Raw genomic sequence first — 16,263 nt, 5'->3', positions numbered from 1 at the left:
TAACCATGAGCGACCCACGTACCACCCCGTCGATTTTCACTCGCGGCGCGGTAGACCTCAGCTCGCTGCGCAGCGCAGCGCCGGCCGGCGGGAGCCGGCCGGACGGGACCCCGACCCGGGCCGGTGGCGGCCCGGCAGCCGGCGCACCGGCGGCAGCCGGTGCCGTCATCGATGTCACCGAGGCGACCTTCCAGACCGAGGTTCTCGAACGTTCGATGACCACACCGGTGGTCATCGACTTCTGGGCCGAGTGGTGCGAGCCCTGCAAGCAACTGTCGCCGCTGCTGGAGCGACTAGCGGCCGAGGGCGGCGGCGCCTGGACGCTGGCCAAGATCGACGTGGACAGCAACCAGCGTCTGGCGCAGATGTTCCGGGTGCAGAGCATTCCCATGGTGTACGCCGTCGTCGGCGGCCAGCCGGTCGACGCGTTCGCCGGAGTGGTGCCGGAGGCCCAGCTGCGGCAGTGGATCGGCGCCGTGCTCAAAGCCGGCGGCGTCACCGTCGAGGAGCCGGAGAATCCGCTGCTCAACGCCGCCGACGAGGCGCTGATGATGGGCGACCTGGAGGCCGCCGAGCAGGCCTACCGGAAGATCCTCAACGAGGCGCCGGCGGACACCGCCGCCGAGGCCGGGCTGGCCCAGGTCGCCCTGGCCCGTCGGGTGCAGGGGGTGGACCCGGCGGCCGCGCTTGACGCGGCGGCGTCGGCACCGGACGACGTACCGGCCCAGCTGCTCGCCGCCGACGTGGAGGTGCTCGGCGGTCAGGCGGAGCAGGCGTACCAGCGGTTGATCGACCTGGTCCGGCGCAGCGCCGGTGACGACCGGGAGACCGTCCGCAAACACCTGGTGTCGCTGTTCACCGTGGCCGGTCCGGACGACCCGGCGGTGACCAGGGCCCGCCGGGCGCTGGCCAGCGCACTGTTCTGAGCCCCGCCGATGCGCCGGATCGCCGTACTGGACGCACCGTCGAATCTCGGTCTGCGACCGCCGACCGGGACGTCGGTGCCTGGCTGCGCGAAAGCGCCCGGCGCACTGCGGGACCATCAGCTGGTGGGTCGGCTCAGCGCCCGTGACGCCGGGTGCCTCACCCCGCCCCGGTACGACCCGGCGGACTGGCGACCCGGTGACGGGGTCTGCCACGCCGGGTCGATCTCGGCGTACACGCTCGCCCTCGCCGGGCGGATCGGTGCCGTCATCGACGCTGGGGAGTTCCCGGTGGTGCTGGGCGGCGACTGCTCGATCCTGCTCGGCGGGGCGCTCGCCATGCACCGGCTCGGCGAGGCGGTCGGTGGGCGGATCGGCCTGGTCTACGTCGACGGGCACTCCGACTTCCGGCATCCCGGCAACGCCTCCTACGTCGGTGCGGCGGCCGGCGAAGGGCTGGCCCTGGTCACCGGGCGGGGCCAGCCGGATCTGGCGGGGATCGAGGGCCGCCGGCCGTACTTTCGCGACATCGACGTCGTGGTGCTCGGCATCCGGGCCCAGGACGAGTACCGGCTGGATCTGCAGGCGGCCGGTATCGTCACCCGCCCGGTGCCGGAGCTGCGTGCGGAGGGGGCGGCGCGCAGCGCCCAGTGGGCCCGTGACCAGCTGGCCGACTGCGCAGGCTACTGGGTGCATGTCGATGTGGACGTGCTCGACCCGGCGGTGATGCCGGCGGTCGACGCGCCGGATCCGGGCGGCATCGCCTTCGCCGAGCTGGAGCTGCTGCTCGCGGACCTGGTCGACACCCCGCACTGCCTCGGCGTCGAGCTGACCGTCTTCGACCCCGACTACGACCCGGACGGCAGCTACGCCGCCGACATCGTCTCGACCCTGGTGGCCGGCCTGCGCCCGGTGCACGCCGACCGCGTTCCGGTTGAGCAGGCACCGTCACCGGCAGCCGATTCGACTGTTGCCGCCCCTGCCGAGCAGGAGACACCGGCGGTTGCCGGGCTGCGGCCGGCGGTGCCGCCACCAGCGGTGACCTTGACGGTCGCGGATCGGAGCGCGCCAGGTGGTGGGGCGGCCAAGCCCGGACGGCTACGGCGGCAGGCGCCGTCCCCGCGGCCTCCTGACGCTGACTCCACCAACCCGTCGCCGCAACAACCGCCGGCCGCCGAACCGCCGGCTCCGTCCGCCGCCGACACGTGATCTGTTACCGCTGGGAATCGTCGCGCCACCATGCCGGAGTGGACTAAGCTGCTAGCTAACTGGGAGGTCTAGTCATGTCTGCCGAGGCCGTGCACTACAACATGCACGACGCCAAGACCCACCTCTCGCGCATCATCGAGCGGGTGGAGCGCGGCGAGGAGATCATCATCGACCGGGCAGGTACCCCGGTGGCGAAGGTGGTGCCGTTGGTACGTCGAGCCAATCGGACCGCGGTCGGCTCACTCGCGGGGCAGCTGGACCTGTCCGGGGACTGGGACTCGGCCCAGACCAACGCCGAGATCGCCGCCGACTTCGGCGTCGGCGCATGAGCCTGCTGCTGGACACCCACGTCGCGCTGTGGGCCATCACCGGCGACACCACCCTCGGCGACGACTTCCTCAACCGGCTCCGCCACGACCCGGACATCTTCCTGTCCCCGGTCAGCCTGTGGGAGATCACCATCAAGCAGGCCACCGGGAAGCTCACCGGCCCGACCGACCTCGCCGAACAAGTACGGAACATGGGTTTCGTCGAACTACCGGTGACCCACGCTCACGCGATCGCGGCCGGTCGCCTACCCGCGTATCACCGAGACCCCTTCGACAGAATGCTGGTGGCACAGGCAACCGTCGAGGGGATCACGCTCGCCTCCCGCGACTCGTCCATAGCGCTGTACGACGTGGACATCTTGAAGGTGTGACAACCCGGTCAGATCGATTTCGCCAACCAGGGGCCGTTGCCGGGTCAGCTGGCGGCGAGGCCACGTAGGAACCGCTCGGCGATCGGGACCGCCCGCCCGGAGCCGGAGCCGCCCTGCTCGACGAAGACGGCGAAGGCCAGGTCGCCCTGCCAGCCGACGAACCAGGCATGCGTGTTCGCCGGGTCGTCGTCGTACTCGGCCGTGCCGGTCTTGCCGTGCACCGGCTCGCCCGGCACGTCCCGCAACGCCTGCCCGGTGCCGTCGGTGACCACCTCACGCATCATCGTCCGCAGCGCCTGCACCGCCGCCGCGTCCAGCTGCGGGCCGTCCGGCACCGCCGACGGCGGCGGCGGCGGCTCGACGATGAGCGTCGGCTGGCGCCACTGCCCCCGGACGACTGCGGCGGTGGCGCCGGCCATCGCCACCGGGCTGACCAGCGTGGTGCCCTGGCCGAAGGCGGCCGCGGCCCGTTCCGCCGGTGGGCCGCCGGCGGAGACCGCGCCGGTGAAGGCGGACACGCCGAGCCGCCACTCGCCTTCCAGCCCGAGCAGCCGACCCGCATCGGCCAGCCCGTCCGCATCCAACTGCGGGGTCAGTTCGACGAAGGTGGTGTTGCACGACTTGGCGAAGGCGGTCCGGAACGGCACCCGGCCCAGCTCGAAGCCGTCCGAGTTGGTGAACGTGCGCCCGTCAACGGTGGCCGTCTTCGGGCAGTCGACCGGCGCGTCCGGGTCGACCGCGCCGGCTTCGAGCAGGCCGAACGCGCTGACCATCTTGAACGTGGAGCCGGGCGGGACCTGTGCGGTCAACGCCAGGTTCTCCGTGCCGCCGTCGGGGCCGTTGGCGACGGCGACCAGCGCGCCGTCGCTGACCCGCACCGCCACCAGCGCGGCGCGCTGCTCCTCGTCGGCCAGCGCGGCGTCGGCGGCGGTCTGTACGGCCGTGTCCAGCGTGGTCCGCAGCGGCTCACCCGGCTGGGCGTCGGCACGAAACACCACCTCGTCACCGGAGACGCTGCCGTCCGGAGCTGTGCCGACGATCTGCACCGAATACCCGGGTACGCCGCGTAGCCGCTCCTCGTACCCGCCCTGCAGGCCGCCGTGGCCGACCAGGTCGCCGACCTCGTACCGGCCGGGGTGCGCCGCCATGTCCTGCCGTTGCACCGGGTCGACGGTGCCGAGCAGCGCGCGGGCGAACTCCCGGGTGGGGGCCAGGTCCCACTCCTGCCGGCGGAACTTGGTGCCGGGCAGCTCGTAGATCCGGTCCCGGATCTGCTCGTACGCCTCCTCGCGCAGGGTGACCACCTCGACGAAGGCGTCCGGTCTCGCCGCGTCGAGCCGGTCCGCCAGCCCGGAGACGTCCACCGGCGGGCTGATCGCCGGTCGGATCGCCCGGAACGCGGCGTCGAGCTGGGCGGCCAGGGCGGCCGGGTCGTCGACCTCGCTGGGCTGTACGCCGACCACCACCACCGGGCGCGGCGCGACGATCGGCTGCCCGGCCCCGTCGAGGATGGCGCCGCGGGGCGGGACGAGCCGGTTCAGTGCCAGCTGGTCGCCGCTGCCGAGCCGGTCGTGGACGATCGCCGGCTCCCAGATGATCTGCCAGGCGTCGTCGGCGCCCCGGCGTAGCCGGACCGACGTCGGGTAGCTCCACCGTACGTCGCCGGGGAGCGCCCATTCGACGGCGATGGTGGCGGTGGCGATGTCCTCGGTCACCTCGGCGTCGCCGTCCCGGCGTAGCTGCGGTGGCGTGTCCTTCAGGTCGCCGACGAGGGCGGTCAACTCCTCGGTGACGTCGGTGGCGGGCACCCGTTCGCCGGCCGGGGTGATGAAGCCGATGTCGGTGAGGTCACCGGAGTGCCATCCGTCGATGAAGGCGGCGACCGTGGCGTCCGGTCCGTCATCGGAGGAACAGCTGGTCAGCGTGGTGACGGCGAGTAGCAGCGCGGTCGCGACGGTCGCCTTGCGGCGCATGCGACGGCCCCCTTCCGGACGCATGGCGGACACCGGAACGGTAGTACGTGCGCGCATGGACCGCTGTCCCTCGGGGTACCAGATGAACCGCTGTCCCGTTTCGTCCAGGGCATATCACACGACGTGGTCAGAGCGTGTCGCCAAGCCGACGACGGGGTGCCGGTGTGCCGTCGGAACGACGATCCGGGAGGAATAGGCTTGGCCGAGGTTGACCCCACAGCGTGGTGGGGCCGAGGGGAGTCTGCGCCAATGAACCGCCGTCCGGTCACGAAGTCGAAACGCCAGGCCTCGGGCGGTGACGGGCAGCGTCGCCGGCAGAGCGCCGGGCCGCACCGCCAGTCCGAGCCGGATCCAGACGAGGTGTTCGACCTCCAGACGTTCGCGCCGCCGGAGTCGGCGCTGGCCGCCGTGGTCGACGACACCGACGACACCGGGTACGACGAACCGATGCCCAGCGCCGAGCGGCTGATCGCCCAGGCGGTGTCGCTGGCCGACGCCGACCACGACGCCGCCTCTCTGGTGAACCGGTTCTGGCGGTTCGCCGCCGACGAGGAGCTGGTCGGCTGCCGCCCGCAGGAGATGCTCGACGCCGCTCGGGCGCACCGGGAGCTGGCCGGGCACCGGCTGCCCGGCGAATTGAAGTTGCGGCTCACCCCGCCCGGCGACGGTCGGCCGTACACCGTCATCGAGATCGTCACCGACGACATGCCGTTCCTGGTCGACTCGGTGACCGCGCTGCTCACCGAGCGGCACTTCGACGTCCATCTGCTGGTGCACCCGCTGGTCGTGGTCCGACGCGAACCACTCGGCCAGCTGACCGAGGTGGCGGCCGACGTCGAGCCGGACGACGCGATCGACGGCGACCTGGTGGAGAGCTGGATCCGGATCGAGATCGACCCGATCCGGATCGCCGGTGACCTGGACCGGCTGCGCCGCGACCTGCAGCGGGTCCTCACCGACGTGCGGGAAGCGGTGGAGGACTGGCCCCGGATGCGGCAGCGGGCCCTGGCCCTGGCCGACGAACTCGACCGGGCCGAGCCCGGATCACCCGACGCACCGCCGGTGCCGGAGAAGGACCTCACCGACTCGGTCGAGCTGCTGCGCTGGCTGGCCGACGACCACTTCACCTTTCTCGGCTACCGGGAGTACCGGCTGGTCGACAACGCGGACGGGGACAAAGCGCTGGTAGCGGTGCTCGGTTCCGGGCTCGGCATCCTGCGCCAGGACCAGACCCGGCCCCGCCCGCTCACCTCGATGACCCCGCAGGCGGCGGCGAAGGCGCTCGAACAGCGGCTGCTGATCATCACCAAGGCCAACTCGCGGGCCACCGTGCACCGGGCCGCCTACCTCGACTACGTCGGCGTCAAGGTCTTTGACTCGGCCGGGACGGTGGTGGGCGAGCGCCGGTTCCTCGGGCTGTTCTCCACCGCCGCGTACCGGACCAGCGTGCAGGAGCTGCCGGTGGTCCGGCGCAAGGTCGCCGAGGTGCTGGAACGGTCCGGTCTCAGCCCACGCAGCCACTCCGGCAAGGATCTGCTGCAGATCCTGGAGACCTACCCGCGCGACGAGCTGTTTCAGATCCGCACCGACGACCTCTACCACGCCGTACTCGGGGTACTGCGGATGGCCGGCCGCCGGCAGCTGCGGCTGTTCCTGCGCTCCGACGGGTACGGGCGGTTCCTGTCCTGCCTGATCTACCTGCCCCGGGATCGGTTCACCACCCACAACCGGCTGCGGATGCAACAGATCCTGCTGCGCGAGCTCAACGGCGTCGGCGTCGACTACACCACCCGGGTAACCGAGTCGATGCTGGCCCGGGTGCACTTCATCGTGCGTACCGACCCGGCCTCGCCGCCCGCCGAGCTGGACCCGGACCGGCTCGCCGAACTGCTCGCCGAAGCCACCCGGCTGTGGGAGGACGACTTCCGGCTGGTGCTGGAACGCAAGCTGGGCGACGAGTCGGCCAAGTCGCTGCACCGGCGGTACGCCGGCGCCTACCCGGAGGGGTACAAGGAAGAGCACACCGCGTACGAGGCGGTCCAGGACCTGGCCAAGCTGGAGCTGCTGGAGGAGCCCGGCCAGCTGGAGATGCACCTGTTCCGGCCGCCCGGCGGCGCCGAGGTCGACGAGCGGGACGTGCGGTTCAAGGTCTACCGGTACGGCGAACCGATGGTGCTGTCCGATGTGCTGCCGGTGCTGCACTCGCTCGGCGTGCAGGTAATCGACGAACGGCCGTACGAGATCGACCGGGTCGACCAGCGGATCTACCTGTACGACTTCGGGCTGCGGCTGCCGGTCGGCGCGCGGGCGATGGCCGAGGTCCGGCCGCACGTGGAGAACGCGTTTTCGGCGGCCTGGCGCGGTGAGGTGGAGATTGACGGGCTCAACGAGCTGGTGCTGCGCGCCGGGCTGACCTGGCGGCAGGTGGTGGTGCTGCGGGCGTACGCGAAGTACCTGCGCCAGGCCGGCGCGGTCTTCTCCCAGGAGTACATGGAGTCCACCTTCGTCGCCTACCCGGCGATCGCCGCGCTGCTGATCCAACTCTTCGAAACCCGGTTCGCGCCGGGGCCCGCCGTTGACGACGAGCGCCGCCGCCGGCGCGGCCAGGAACTGGTCGCCGTGATCGGCCGCCAGTTCGACGAAGTGGACAGCCTCGACCAGGACCGGATCCTGCGCAGCTACCTGACCCTGATCCTGGCCACCCTGCGGACCAACTTCTACCAGCGCGGCACCGACGGTCGCCCGGTCCCGTACGTAGCGATCAAGCTCGACCCGCAAGCCGTCCCGGACCTGCCGGCGCCCCGGCCGGCGTACGAGATCTTCGTCTACTCGCCCCGGTTCGAGGGTGTGCACCTGCGCTTCGGCGAGGTCGCCCGGGGCGGGCTGCGCTGGTCGGACCGGCGGGAGGACTTCCGTACCGAGGTGCTCGGCCTGGTCAAGGCGCAGATGGTGAAGAACGCGGTGATCGTGCCGGTCGGCGCCAAGGGTGGCTTCGTGGTCAAGCAGCCCGGCGGTACCGCGCGCGGTCGGGCGGCGGCCGAGCCACCGGACCGGGAAGCGGCCCAGGCCGAGGGGGTGGCCTGCTACCAGCAGTTCATCTCCGGTCTGCTCGACGTCACCGACAACATCGTCGCCGGGCAGATCATGCCGCCGGATCGGGTGGTGCGTCACGACGGCGACGACCCGTACCTGGTGGTCGCCGCCGACAAGGGCACCGCGACCTTCTCCGACGTGGCCAACGCAATCTCGATCTCCCGGGGTTTCTGGTTGGGCGACGCGTTCGCCTCCGGCGGGTCGGCCGGCTACGACCACAAGAAGATGGGGATCACCGCGCGGGGGGCCTGGGAGTCGGTCAAGCGGCACTTCCGTGACCTGGGGGTGGACGTCCAACGGCAGGAATTCACGGTGGTCGGCATCGGTGACATGTCCGGCGACGTGTTCGGCAACGGGATGCTGCTGTCCGAACACGTCCGGCTGGTCGCCGCCTTCGACCACCGGCACATCTTCCTCGACCCGGATCCGGACGCGGCCACCTCGTACGCCGAGCGGCGGCGACTGTTCGACCTGCCCCGGTCGTCGTGGGCCGACTACGACACCGGACTGATCTCGGCCGGCGGTGGCGTGTACCCGCGTACCGCCAAGTCGGTGCCGGTCAGCCGGCAGGTCCGCGCGGCGCTCGGCCTCGACGACGGGGTCGACCTGCTCTCCCCGCCGGAGCTGATCCGGGCGATCCTGCGCGCCCCGGTGGACCTGCTGTTCAATGGCGGCATCGGCACCTACGTCAAGGCCTCCGACGAGTCGCATGCCGACGTCGGCGACAAGGCCAACGACCCGATCCGGGTCGACGGCCGGTCGGTGCGGGCGAAGGTGGTCGGCGAGGGCGGCAACCTGGGGCTCACCCAGCGTGGCCGGATCGAGTACGCGACCGCCGGCGGGCGGATCTACACCGACTTCATCGACAACTCGGCAGGCGTGGACTGCTCCGACCACGAGGTCAACATCAAGATCCTGCTGGGCGGCGCGGTGGCCGATGGCGAGCTGACCGTACCGCAGCGTGACGCGTTGCTCGTGGAGATGACCGACGAGGTCGCCGCGCTGGTGCTGCGGGACAACTACGACCAGGCTCGGGCCCTGGCCAACGCCGGCGCCCAGGCACGTCCGCTGCTGCCGGTGCACCGGCGGATGATCACCGACCTGGAACAGTCCGGGCAGCTGGACCGGGAGTTGGAGGCGCTGCCGTCCGACGACGATCTGGCGGAGCGGATCCGCGCCGGCGCGGACGGGTTGACCCTGCCCGAGCTCGCGGTGCTGCTCGCCTACGCCAAGATCTCCATCGAGGGGCAGGTGCTGGCCGACGGGCTGCCCGACGAGGCGTGGACCGACCGGGTGCTGGCCGACTACTTCCCGACGCCGCTGCGCGAGCGGTACGGCGCCCGGATGACCGACCACCGACTGCGCCGGGAGATCGTGGTGACCAGCCTGGTCAACGAGGCGGTCAACCGGGGCGGCATGTCCTTCGTCTACCGGACGATGGAGGAAACCGGAGCGTCGGCCGCCGACGTGCTGCGGGCCTACGTGGTGGTCCGCGACGTGTTCGGGCTCGACACGCTGTGGGCCGACATCGACGCACTGGACAACGTGGTTAGCACCGCCGCGCAGATTGCGGTCTACCTGGAGAGTCGGCGACTGCTGGACCGGGCCGTCCGCTGGCTGGTCACCAACCGCAAGTCCCCGCTGGACGTGTCGGGGGAGACCGCCCGGCTGCGCGAAGGGGTGTCGCGACTGCTGCCGGAGCTGGGCGACTACTTCCGGGGCGACGAGCGGGAGTCGCTGCGGGCCCACGTCGACACCATGACCGGTCGCGGTCTGCCGCCGGATCTCGCCGACCGGGCCACTCGGATCATGTACAGCTTCGGGCTGCTCGACGTGGTGGAGACCGCCGCCGACACCGGCTGCGACGTCACCGAGGTCGCCTCGGTGTACTTCATGCTCTCCGAACGGTTCCGGGTCGACTGGCTGCTGAGCAAGATCTCGCTGCTTCCCCGGGAAGACCGCTGGCAGACGCTGGCCCGTACCGCGCTGCGCTACGACCTGTACGCCGCGCTGGCGGCGCTCACCGTCGAGGTGCTCACCGCCACCCCGGGCGAGCTGGCGGTGCAGGACCGGGCCGAACAGTGGGAGCAGGACAACGCCAGCGCGGTTGCCCGGGTACGGCGGGCGATGGAGGACTTCGCCCACTCACCGGCCGACCTCGCCGCACTGTCGGTGCTGCTGCGCCAGATCCGGACACTGGTTCGCACATCTTCGGCCAACTGACCACATCGGCCGGAAAAGCTGCATACTTTCGGCAGGGTAGACAGAGGCGTTTCCGGGCGGGTGAACGGCTTCTCCATCAGGGCGGCGTGCGGGCCGTTCCGTACGGCAGGAGGCAGGCAGGATGCTGGACAAGCGTCTCTACCACCATCTGGTCAGCTGGCTGGGTCAGTGGCCGGCCGGCCGGGCGTTGCAGGTGGTCGGCTCGGAGCGGCGAGTCCGACCGGGCTGGGACGGCCGGCCGCATCCGGTGGTCGGCGTCGGGGCGCCCGGCGGCGCGGTGCTGTCCGTGCCACCCGACAAGGTCGAGGCGGTCCGCGCGTTGACCGACCTGCCGCTCACCGATCTGCTGGCCAAGTTGCCCACCGCGGTCGGCCGTCCCGGCTGGCGGGCGCAGCGCACCGTGTTCCGGTACTGTCTGGCGCCGGCGCCGCTGCCCGACGCCGGGGACTGGGTCGGCTCCGCTGACGAGTCGTTGCCACCCTGGCTGCGGCAGTTCACCAACCCGGTGCTGGTCGCCCGGGACGCCGATGGGACGTTCCTGGCCGGGGTCGGGCTGAAGCGGCACGACGCGCACGGCCAGGAGATCGCGGTCGGCACCGTACCGGCGGCGCGTGGTCGTGGCCTGGCCCGCCGGCTGGTCGCCCAGGCCGCCCGTCGGGTGCTCGACGGCGGCGCCGTCCCCACGTACCTGCACGCGGTGGGCAACGCCGCGTCGGCGAAGGTGGCCTCGGCCGCCGGGTTCCGCGACCGGGGCTGGACTGCGTACGGCATCTCCGCCGACTGACGTCCGGGCCCGACTGACACCCGGGCCGGCTTCACCCGGTACGGGTGATGCCGTACCACCCGATCGGCCGCGACCCTGCCACTGGGTGGAGGGAGCGGATGATGCCGCAGACGACGCAGCGGGCGCAGACCACACGGACCGCCTCGGCGCGGGAACCGATGCCGGCGACGCGGGAGTTCTTCGACCGCCTCGGCCGTAAGGAGAACGCGTCGCTGCTGCGGCAGATCTCCGGGACGGTGCGGTTCGACCTGGCACACGACGAACAGGTGGACTACTGGTTCGTCACCTTCGACGACGGTCGGGCCAGCCTGCTGCGCGAGCAGCGGGACGCGGAGAGCGTGCTGCGTACCGATCAGGAGGTCTTCGAGGGGATGGCCCGGGGCGAGATCAACCCGATGGCGGCGATGTTGCGCGGCGACATCATGGTGCTCGGCGATCTCCGCCTGCTGATCCTGATCGAGCGGATGATGCCCGGCCCGCCCAATTCCCACGACCCACGCGCGTTCGCCCGGCGGGAGAGGACTGAGCGATGACCGAGGGAATGGTCAGTATCCTGGACGGCAACACCTTCGTGGTCAGCGACAGCCAGGGCGACATCGACGCCTCTCCGGCGGCACCCACCGGGCTGTTCTCGTTCGACACCCGCTTCTTGTCGAAGTGGCAGCTGACCATTGACGGTGAGCGGTTGTCGTCGCTGTCGGTCGACGACCTGCAATACTTCGAGGCACGGTTCTTCCTGGTGCCCGGCGAGCCGACCCACTACGTCGACGCCGAGATGTCGGTGATCCGGCAACGCTGGGTGGGCGGCAGCTTCGACGAGGAGATAACCATCCTCAACCATGCCCAGGAGCCGATGGAACTGAGCGTCCGGCTGGAAGCGGGCAGCGACTTCGCCGACCTGTTCGAGATCAAGGACGTCCGGAACAAGGTCGGCAAACATTACGCCCACGTCGACCGGGACTGCCTGCGGCTCGGCTACCAGCGGGAAAGCTTCCATCGGGAGACGATCATCTCCAGCAGCGAGCCGGCGGCGATCGACGAGCACGGACTCAGCTTCACCATCGTCGTCGAGCCGCACGGCCGGTGGGTCACCCACATCAAGGTCAAGACCACCGCTATCGGTCCGGACGGTCGTGACCTGCGCGAAGGAATGCTCGGCCAGCACTTCGACCGGGCCAAGCCGGAGATGCGCCGGGAACTGGACGAGTGGATCGCCCGGGCACCCCGGCTGTCCTGCGAGTGTGAGCCGCTCGCGTCGACGTACCGGCGGAGTCTGGTGGATCTGGCCGCGCTGCGTTACACTCCGCTGTCGCTGGCCGGGCAGTCGGTGCCCGCCGCCGGTGTGCCGTGGTTCGCCACCATGTTCGGCCGGGACAGCATCTTCACCAGCCTGCAGGCGCTGCCGTTCGCGCCGGAGCTGGCGGCGTCGACCCTGCGGCTGCTCGGCGGGTTGCAGGGCAGCAAGCTTGACGACTTCCGGGACGAGGAACCGGGCAAGATCCTGCACGAAATTCGGTACGGCGAGTCGTCGGCCTTTGAGGAGCAGCCGCACACTCCGTACTTCGGAGCAGCCGACTCGACCCCGCTGTTCGTCGTGCTGCTCGACGAGTATGAGCGGTGGAGCGGCGACGTCAAGCTGGTCCGGGCACTGGAGGCCGAGGCCCGGCAGGCGCTGTGCTGGATCGACACCTACGGTGATCTGCTCAACAACGGCTACCTCTGGTACGAGCGGCGCAACGAGGAGACCGGTCTGGAGAACCAGTGCTGGAAGGACTCCTGGGACGCGATCTGCTACCGCGACGGCCGGCTGCCCGGCTACCCCCGGGCGACCTGCGAGCTGCAGGGGTACGCGTACGACGCCAAGATGCGCGGCGCCCGGCTGGCCCGCGAGATCTGGCACGACCCGGGGTACGCCGACCAGTTGGAGCGGGAGGCGGCCGACCTGAAACATCGGTTCAACCGGGACTTCTGGGTCGCCGATGGGGAGTACTTCGCGCTCGCGCTGGACCCGGAGGGCGGCCAGGTCGACGCGTTGTCGTCGAACATCGGCCACCTGCTGTGGAGCGGTATCGTCGATGCCGGCAAGGCCAAGAAGATCGCCAAACACCTGGTCAGCCCGCGGATGTTTTCCGGCTGGGGGGTGCGGACCCTGGCCGAGGGGGAGGGCCGGTTCAATCCGATCGGCTACCACGTCGGCACGGTCTGGCCGTTCGACAACTCGTTCATCGCCTGGGGCCTGCGCAAGTACGGCTTCGTCGAGGAGTCGGCCCGGATCGCCGATGGGATCATCAACGCCGCGCAGTACTTCAACGGCCGGCTGCCGGAGGCGTTCGGCGGCTACGACCGGGCGCTGACCAAGTATCCGGTGGAGTATCCGACCTCCTGCAGCCCGCAGGCCTGGTCGACCGGGGCCACCCTGCTGCTGCTGCGGACCCTGCTCGGTCTGGAGCCGCAGGGCGAGCACCTGGTGGTCGACCCGGCGTTGCCGATCAGCATGGGCCGGATCGAACTGTTGGATATTCCCGGCAGATGGGGACATATCGATGCGTTCGGTCGCGGTCGGATGGACATCCACGAGCGCGAGCCGGCCTGACCCGGGCGCCCGGCCGGCCCAGCGGCATCCGGGCGTAGGGTGTCGACCGTGCGGGTAGGGATCGTGATCTTGCCGGACGAGCCGTGGTCGGTGACGTCGCGCCGCTGGCGCCAGGCCGAGGAGTGGGGCTTCGACCACGCTTGGACCTACGATCATCTGGGGTGGCGGGACCTGGTCGACGGGCCGTGGTTCGACGCGGTCCCGACGCTGGCCGCCGCCGCGTCCGTCACCTCCCGGATTCCGCTCGGCACCCTGGTCGCCTCGCCGAACTTCCGGCACCCGGTGCACTTCGCCCGCGAGGTCACCGCGTTGGACGACATCTCCGCCGGCCGACTGCTGCTCGGGGTCGGCGCGGGCGGGATCGGGTTCGACGCCACGGTGCTCGGCGCCGGTCCGTTGTCACCGCGCGCCCGGGTCGACCGGTACGCCGAGTTCGTCGAGCTGCTCGACCTGCTGTTGCGCACCGATCGGGTGACCTGGCAGGGCCGGTACTTCCAGGCGGTGGACGCCCGCAGCACGCCCGGCTGCCGCCAGCGGCCCCGGCTGCCGTTCGTCATGGCCGCCAACGGGCCCCGGTCGTTGGACCTGGTCGCCCGGTACGGCGCCGGCTGGGTGACCACCGGCACCGTATTCGACGACCAGGCCGCCTGGTGGGCCTCGGTGGCCCAGTTGACGCGGCGCTGCGACGCGGCGGTGGACCGGGCCGGGCGGGACCGGGACGACCTGCGCCGGTACCTGTCGCTGGACTCGGCACCGGTCTTCTCGCTGACCAGCGCCGACTTCTTCGCCGACGCGGTCGGTCGGGCCGCCGCGCTCGGCTTCACCGATGTCATCACCCACTGGCCGCGCCGGAGCAGCTGGTACGCCGGTGACGAGCGGGTGCTTGCCGAGGTGGCGACCGACGTACTGCCGCAGTTGCGGGCCTGACTCTGCCCGCCGAGCGCCGCCCGCCGACGAGGCGTCAACCGGACCGGTCGGCCGGCCGTGGTTCGGGCAGCTCGGCACGGGGCTGGCGGTCGGCCCGCAATCCGGCCACCTCGGCCCGCAACGCAGCGAGTTCCTCGGTGAGCGCGACGACGTCGGCGCGGGTCGCCGGCGACTTGGCGGTGTCGGCCTCGCCCGCTGCGGAGATGCGTTCCACGATCCAGCTGGCCAGCGAACCGGTGACGAAACCGATCAGGCCGATACCGCCGATCATCAGCGCCAGCGCCACGAACCGGCCGGTGCTGGTGATCGGGTAGTAGTCGCCGTAGCCGACGGTCGTGATGGTGACCACCGACCACCACAGCGCGTCCGGATAGGTGTTGATCGCACCGTCCGGGTGGCTGCGTTCGGCGTCCAGCACCGCCAGCCCGGAGACGATCACCAGCAGGACAGTGGTCGAGCCGACGTAGAGCGCCAGCCGGCCACGCGCCCAGACCTCGGTGCGCCGGGTCAGCAGGAGCACTGCGGTGACCAGCCGGAGCATCCGCAACGGCCGGAGAATGGGCAGCAGCAGCACGATCAGGTCGAACAGGTTGGCGCGGACGAACCGCCACCGGTCGCCGGCCAGCCACAGCCGGACGAGGTAGTCGGCCCAGAAGAGCGCCCAGATCACGATGTTGGCAGCGACACACACGGCGTGCCAGCGCGCCGGCATCTGCGGGTAGAGAATGGGCGCGGCATAGACGACGAGGAACGCCACGGCGAGCACGGTCAACCCGGCCGCTGTCCGGCGCTCCCACCTGGCGGTTCGGTCCTCGCGGTGCGGGCCGGACCCCGGATCCTGGAGAGACATGCCCGACAGGCTGCCTGATGGCGGCAACCGGCCCGCCACCGGCCCCACCGGTGGCGGGTCCCGATGTGGCGGCGCGGTGCCGACCGGTTCCAGCACCCGGCCCGGGTGATCGCCGGCGGGTTCACTGGGCAAAGGCGATCAGCCGGCAGCATGGCCGGATTCTGGAACGGGTCGGCGCCCACCACGTGATCCTGCCGGAGCACGATATGGGCGAGCGGGTCGCCGAGTCCGGCTGACGCCCGGCGGGCGAGCGGTTCAGCGGTCAGCGGCGCGGCCGGGAAGAGCGGTCAGCGGCGCGGCCGGCGGGCGTGGTAGACGAAGGCCGGCGGCAGGTTGCCGAGCACCGTACGCCCCATCACCACCTCCTCGAACCGGTCCCGCAGCAGTTGCCGGAACCGACGGGCCGGCGGGGTCTGCGCGGTCAGTACGTACGCGAACGTGGTGAACGCCCCGTCCGGTCCCAGCACGTCGCACACCGCGCCGAGGGCGGACGACTGCAGATCACGCGGGAAGGAGACCCACGGCAGCCCGCTGACCACCACGTCGGCGGTGGCCAGGCCCTGCCCGGCCACCAGGGCCCGGCAGTCGGCGGCATTGCCGACGATCACCTCGACCTGCGGGTGTCGGCCGGCCAGCAGGTCGGCGAGGGTCGGGCTGAGCTCGATCGCCAGGTGTCGACCCCGGCCGCCGAGCCGCCGCTGGATCACCCCGGTGAAGGCGCCGGTGCCGGGCCCGAGCTCGACGACGACCGGGTCGCCGCGTTCCGGGATCGGCGCGGTGATCGCCTCGGCCAACCGCTGCGAGCTGGGAGCGATCGCACCGATCCGGGTGGGCGACCGGAGGAACTCGCGGAGGAACGCCCCGGCGTCGCCGCGCCGGGCAGCCGGAACCGGCGCGGGCTGCGACGTGGTGGCGCTCTCCGACACGGGAACGGACATGAGGGGAACTCCTCTGCGCGGGTGCTCCGGCGAGCCGGGGAGACAGGGGC

The 16,263-nt window shown here is 71.3% G+C and carries 12 protein-coding genes; 9 read left to right on the top strand and 3 right to left on the bottom strand.

The window, feature by feature from the left end:
• Positions 1–5 precede the first annotated feature (5 nt).
• From ACFHW1_RS05290 to ACFHW1_RS05275, 4 genes are all read left to right on the top strand, one after another.
• Positions 6–926: a tetratricopeptide repeat protein gene (locus ACFHW1_RS05290; protein WP_416556180.1), complete on the top strand. Its 921-nt coding sequence runs from the start codon at positions 6–8 to the stop codon at positions 924–926.
• A gap of 9 nt (positions 927–935) precedes the next feature.
• The gene (locus tag ACFHW1_RS05285; RefSeq protein WP_416556181.1) at positions 936–2,132 is read left to right on the top strand and encodes an arginase family protein; all 1,197 of its coding nucleotides are present in this window, start codon (positions 936–938) and stop codon (positions 2,130–2,132) included.
• A 74-nt stretch (positions 2,133–2,206) separates the two neighbouring features.
• Entirely contained in the window at positions 2,207–2,461 is a 255-nt protein-coding gene (locus ACFHW1_RS05280; RefSeq protein ID WP_282232049.1) for a type II toxin-antitoxin system Phd/YefM family antitoxin, read from the top strand.
• Positions 2,458–2,832, top strand: a complete 375-nt coding sequence (locus ACFHW1_RS05275) for a type II toxin-antitoxin system VapC family toxin (protein WP_416556182.1) — start codon at positions 2,458–2,460, stop codon at positions 2,830–2,832. The genes ACFHW1_RS05280 and ACFHW1_RS05275 overlap by 4 nt, the downstream gene beginning before the upstream one ends.
• Positions 2,833–2,876: 44 nt before the next feature.
• On the opposite strand, the gene ACFHW1_RS05270 is transcribed toward ACFHW1_RS05275, so the two are convergent.
• Positions 2,877–4,805 carry a penicillin-binding transpeptidase domain-containing protein gene (locus ACFHW1_RS05270; protein WP_416614992.1) on the bottom strand — a complete coding sequence of 643 codons (1,929 nt, stop codon included), beginning with the start codon at positions 4,803–4,805 and terminating at the stop codon, positions 2,877–2,879.
• A 249-nt stretch (positions 4,806–5,054) separates the two neighbouring features.
• Between ACFHW1_RS05270 and ACFHW1_RS05265 the strand changes: the two genes are divergently transcribed.
• From ACFHW1_RS05265 to ACFHW1_RS05245, 5 genes are all read left to right on the top strand, one after another.
• Positions 5,055–10,121: an NAD-glutamate dehydrogenase gene (locus ACFHW1_RS05265; RefSeq protein WP_416556184.1), complete on the top strand. Its 5,067-nt coding sequence runs from the start codon at positions 5,055–5,057 to the stop codon at positions 10,119–10,121.
• Positions 10,122–10,242: 121 nt separating this feature from the next.
• Positions 10,243–10,905, top strand: a complete 663-nt coding sequence (locus ACFHW1_RS05260) for a GNAT family N-acetyltransferase (RefSeq protein ID WP_416556185.1) — start codon at positions 10,243–10,245, stop codon at positions 10,903–10,905.
• A gap of 101 nt (positions 10,906–11,006) precedes the next feature.
• A complete protein-coding gene (locus tag ACFHW1_RS05255; protein WP_416556186.1) occupies positions 11,007–11,438 on the top strand; it encodes an SCP2 sterol-binding domain-containing protein in 432 nt (143 codons plus the stop codon).
• The gene (locus tag ACFHW1_RS05250; RefSeq protein WP_416567772.1) at positions 11,435–13,498 is read left to right on the top strand and encodes a glycogen debranching N-terminal domain-containing protein; all 2,064 of its coding nucleotides are present in this window, start codon (positions 11,435–11,437) and stop codon (positions 13,496–13,498) included. The genes ACFHW1_RS05255 and ACFHW1_RS05250 overlap by 4 nt, the downstream gene beginning before the upstream one ends.
• Positions 13,499–13,546: 48 nt before the next feature.
• Complete coding sequence (locus tag ACFHW1_RS05245) at positions 13,547–14,425, top strand: LLM class flavin-dependent oxidoreductase (RefSeq protein ID WP_416556188.1); 879 nt, start codon at positions 13,547–13,549, stop codon at positions 14,423–14,425.
• A gap of 34 nt (positions 14,426–14,459) precedes the next feature.
• On the opposite strand, the gene ACFHW1_RS05240 is transcribed toward ACFHW1_RS05245, so the two are convergent.
• Positions 14,460–15,275, bottom strand: a complete 816-nt coding sequence (locus ACFHW1_RS05240; RefSeq protein ID WP_416556189.1) for a potassium channel family protein — start codon at positions 15,273–15,275, stop codon at positions 14,460–14,462.
• 287 nt (positions 15,276–15,562) lie between these two features.
• Positions 15,563–16,213, bottom strand: a complete 651-nt coding sequence (locus ACFHW1_RS05235; protein WP_416556190.1) for a class I SAM-dependent methyltransferase — start codon at positions 16,211–16,213, stop codon at positions 15,563–15,565.
• Positions 16,214–16,263: the final 50 nt, after the last annotated feature.

Source organism: Micromonospora sp. LOL_014 (genome assembly GCF_048060245.1).
GTDB lineage: Bacteria > Actinomycetota > Actinomycetes > Mycobacteriales > Micromonosporaceae > Micromonospora_E.
This window is presented reverse-complemented; position numbering and strand designations above follow the sequence as displayed.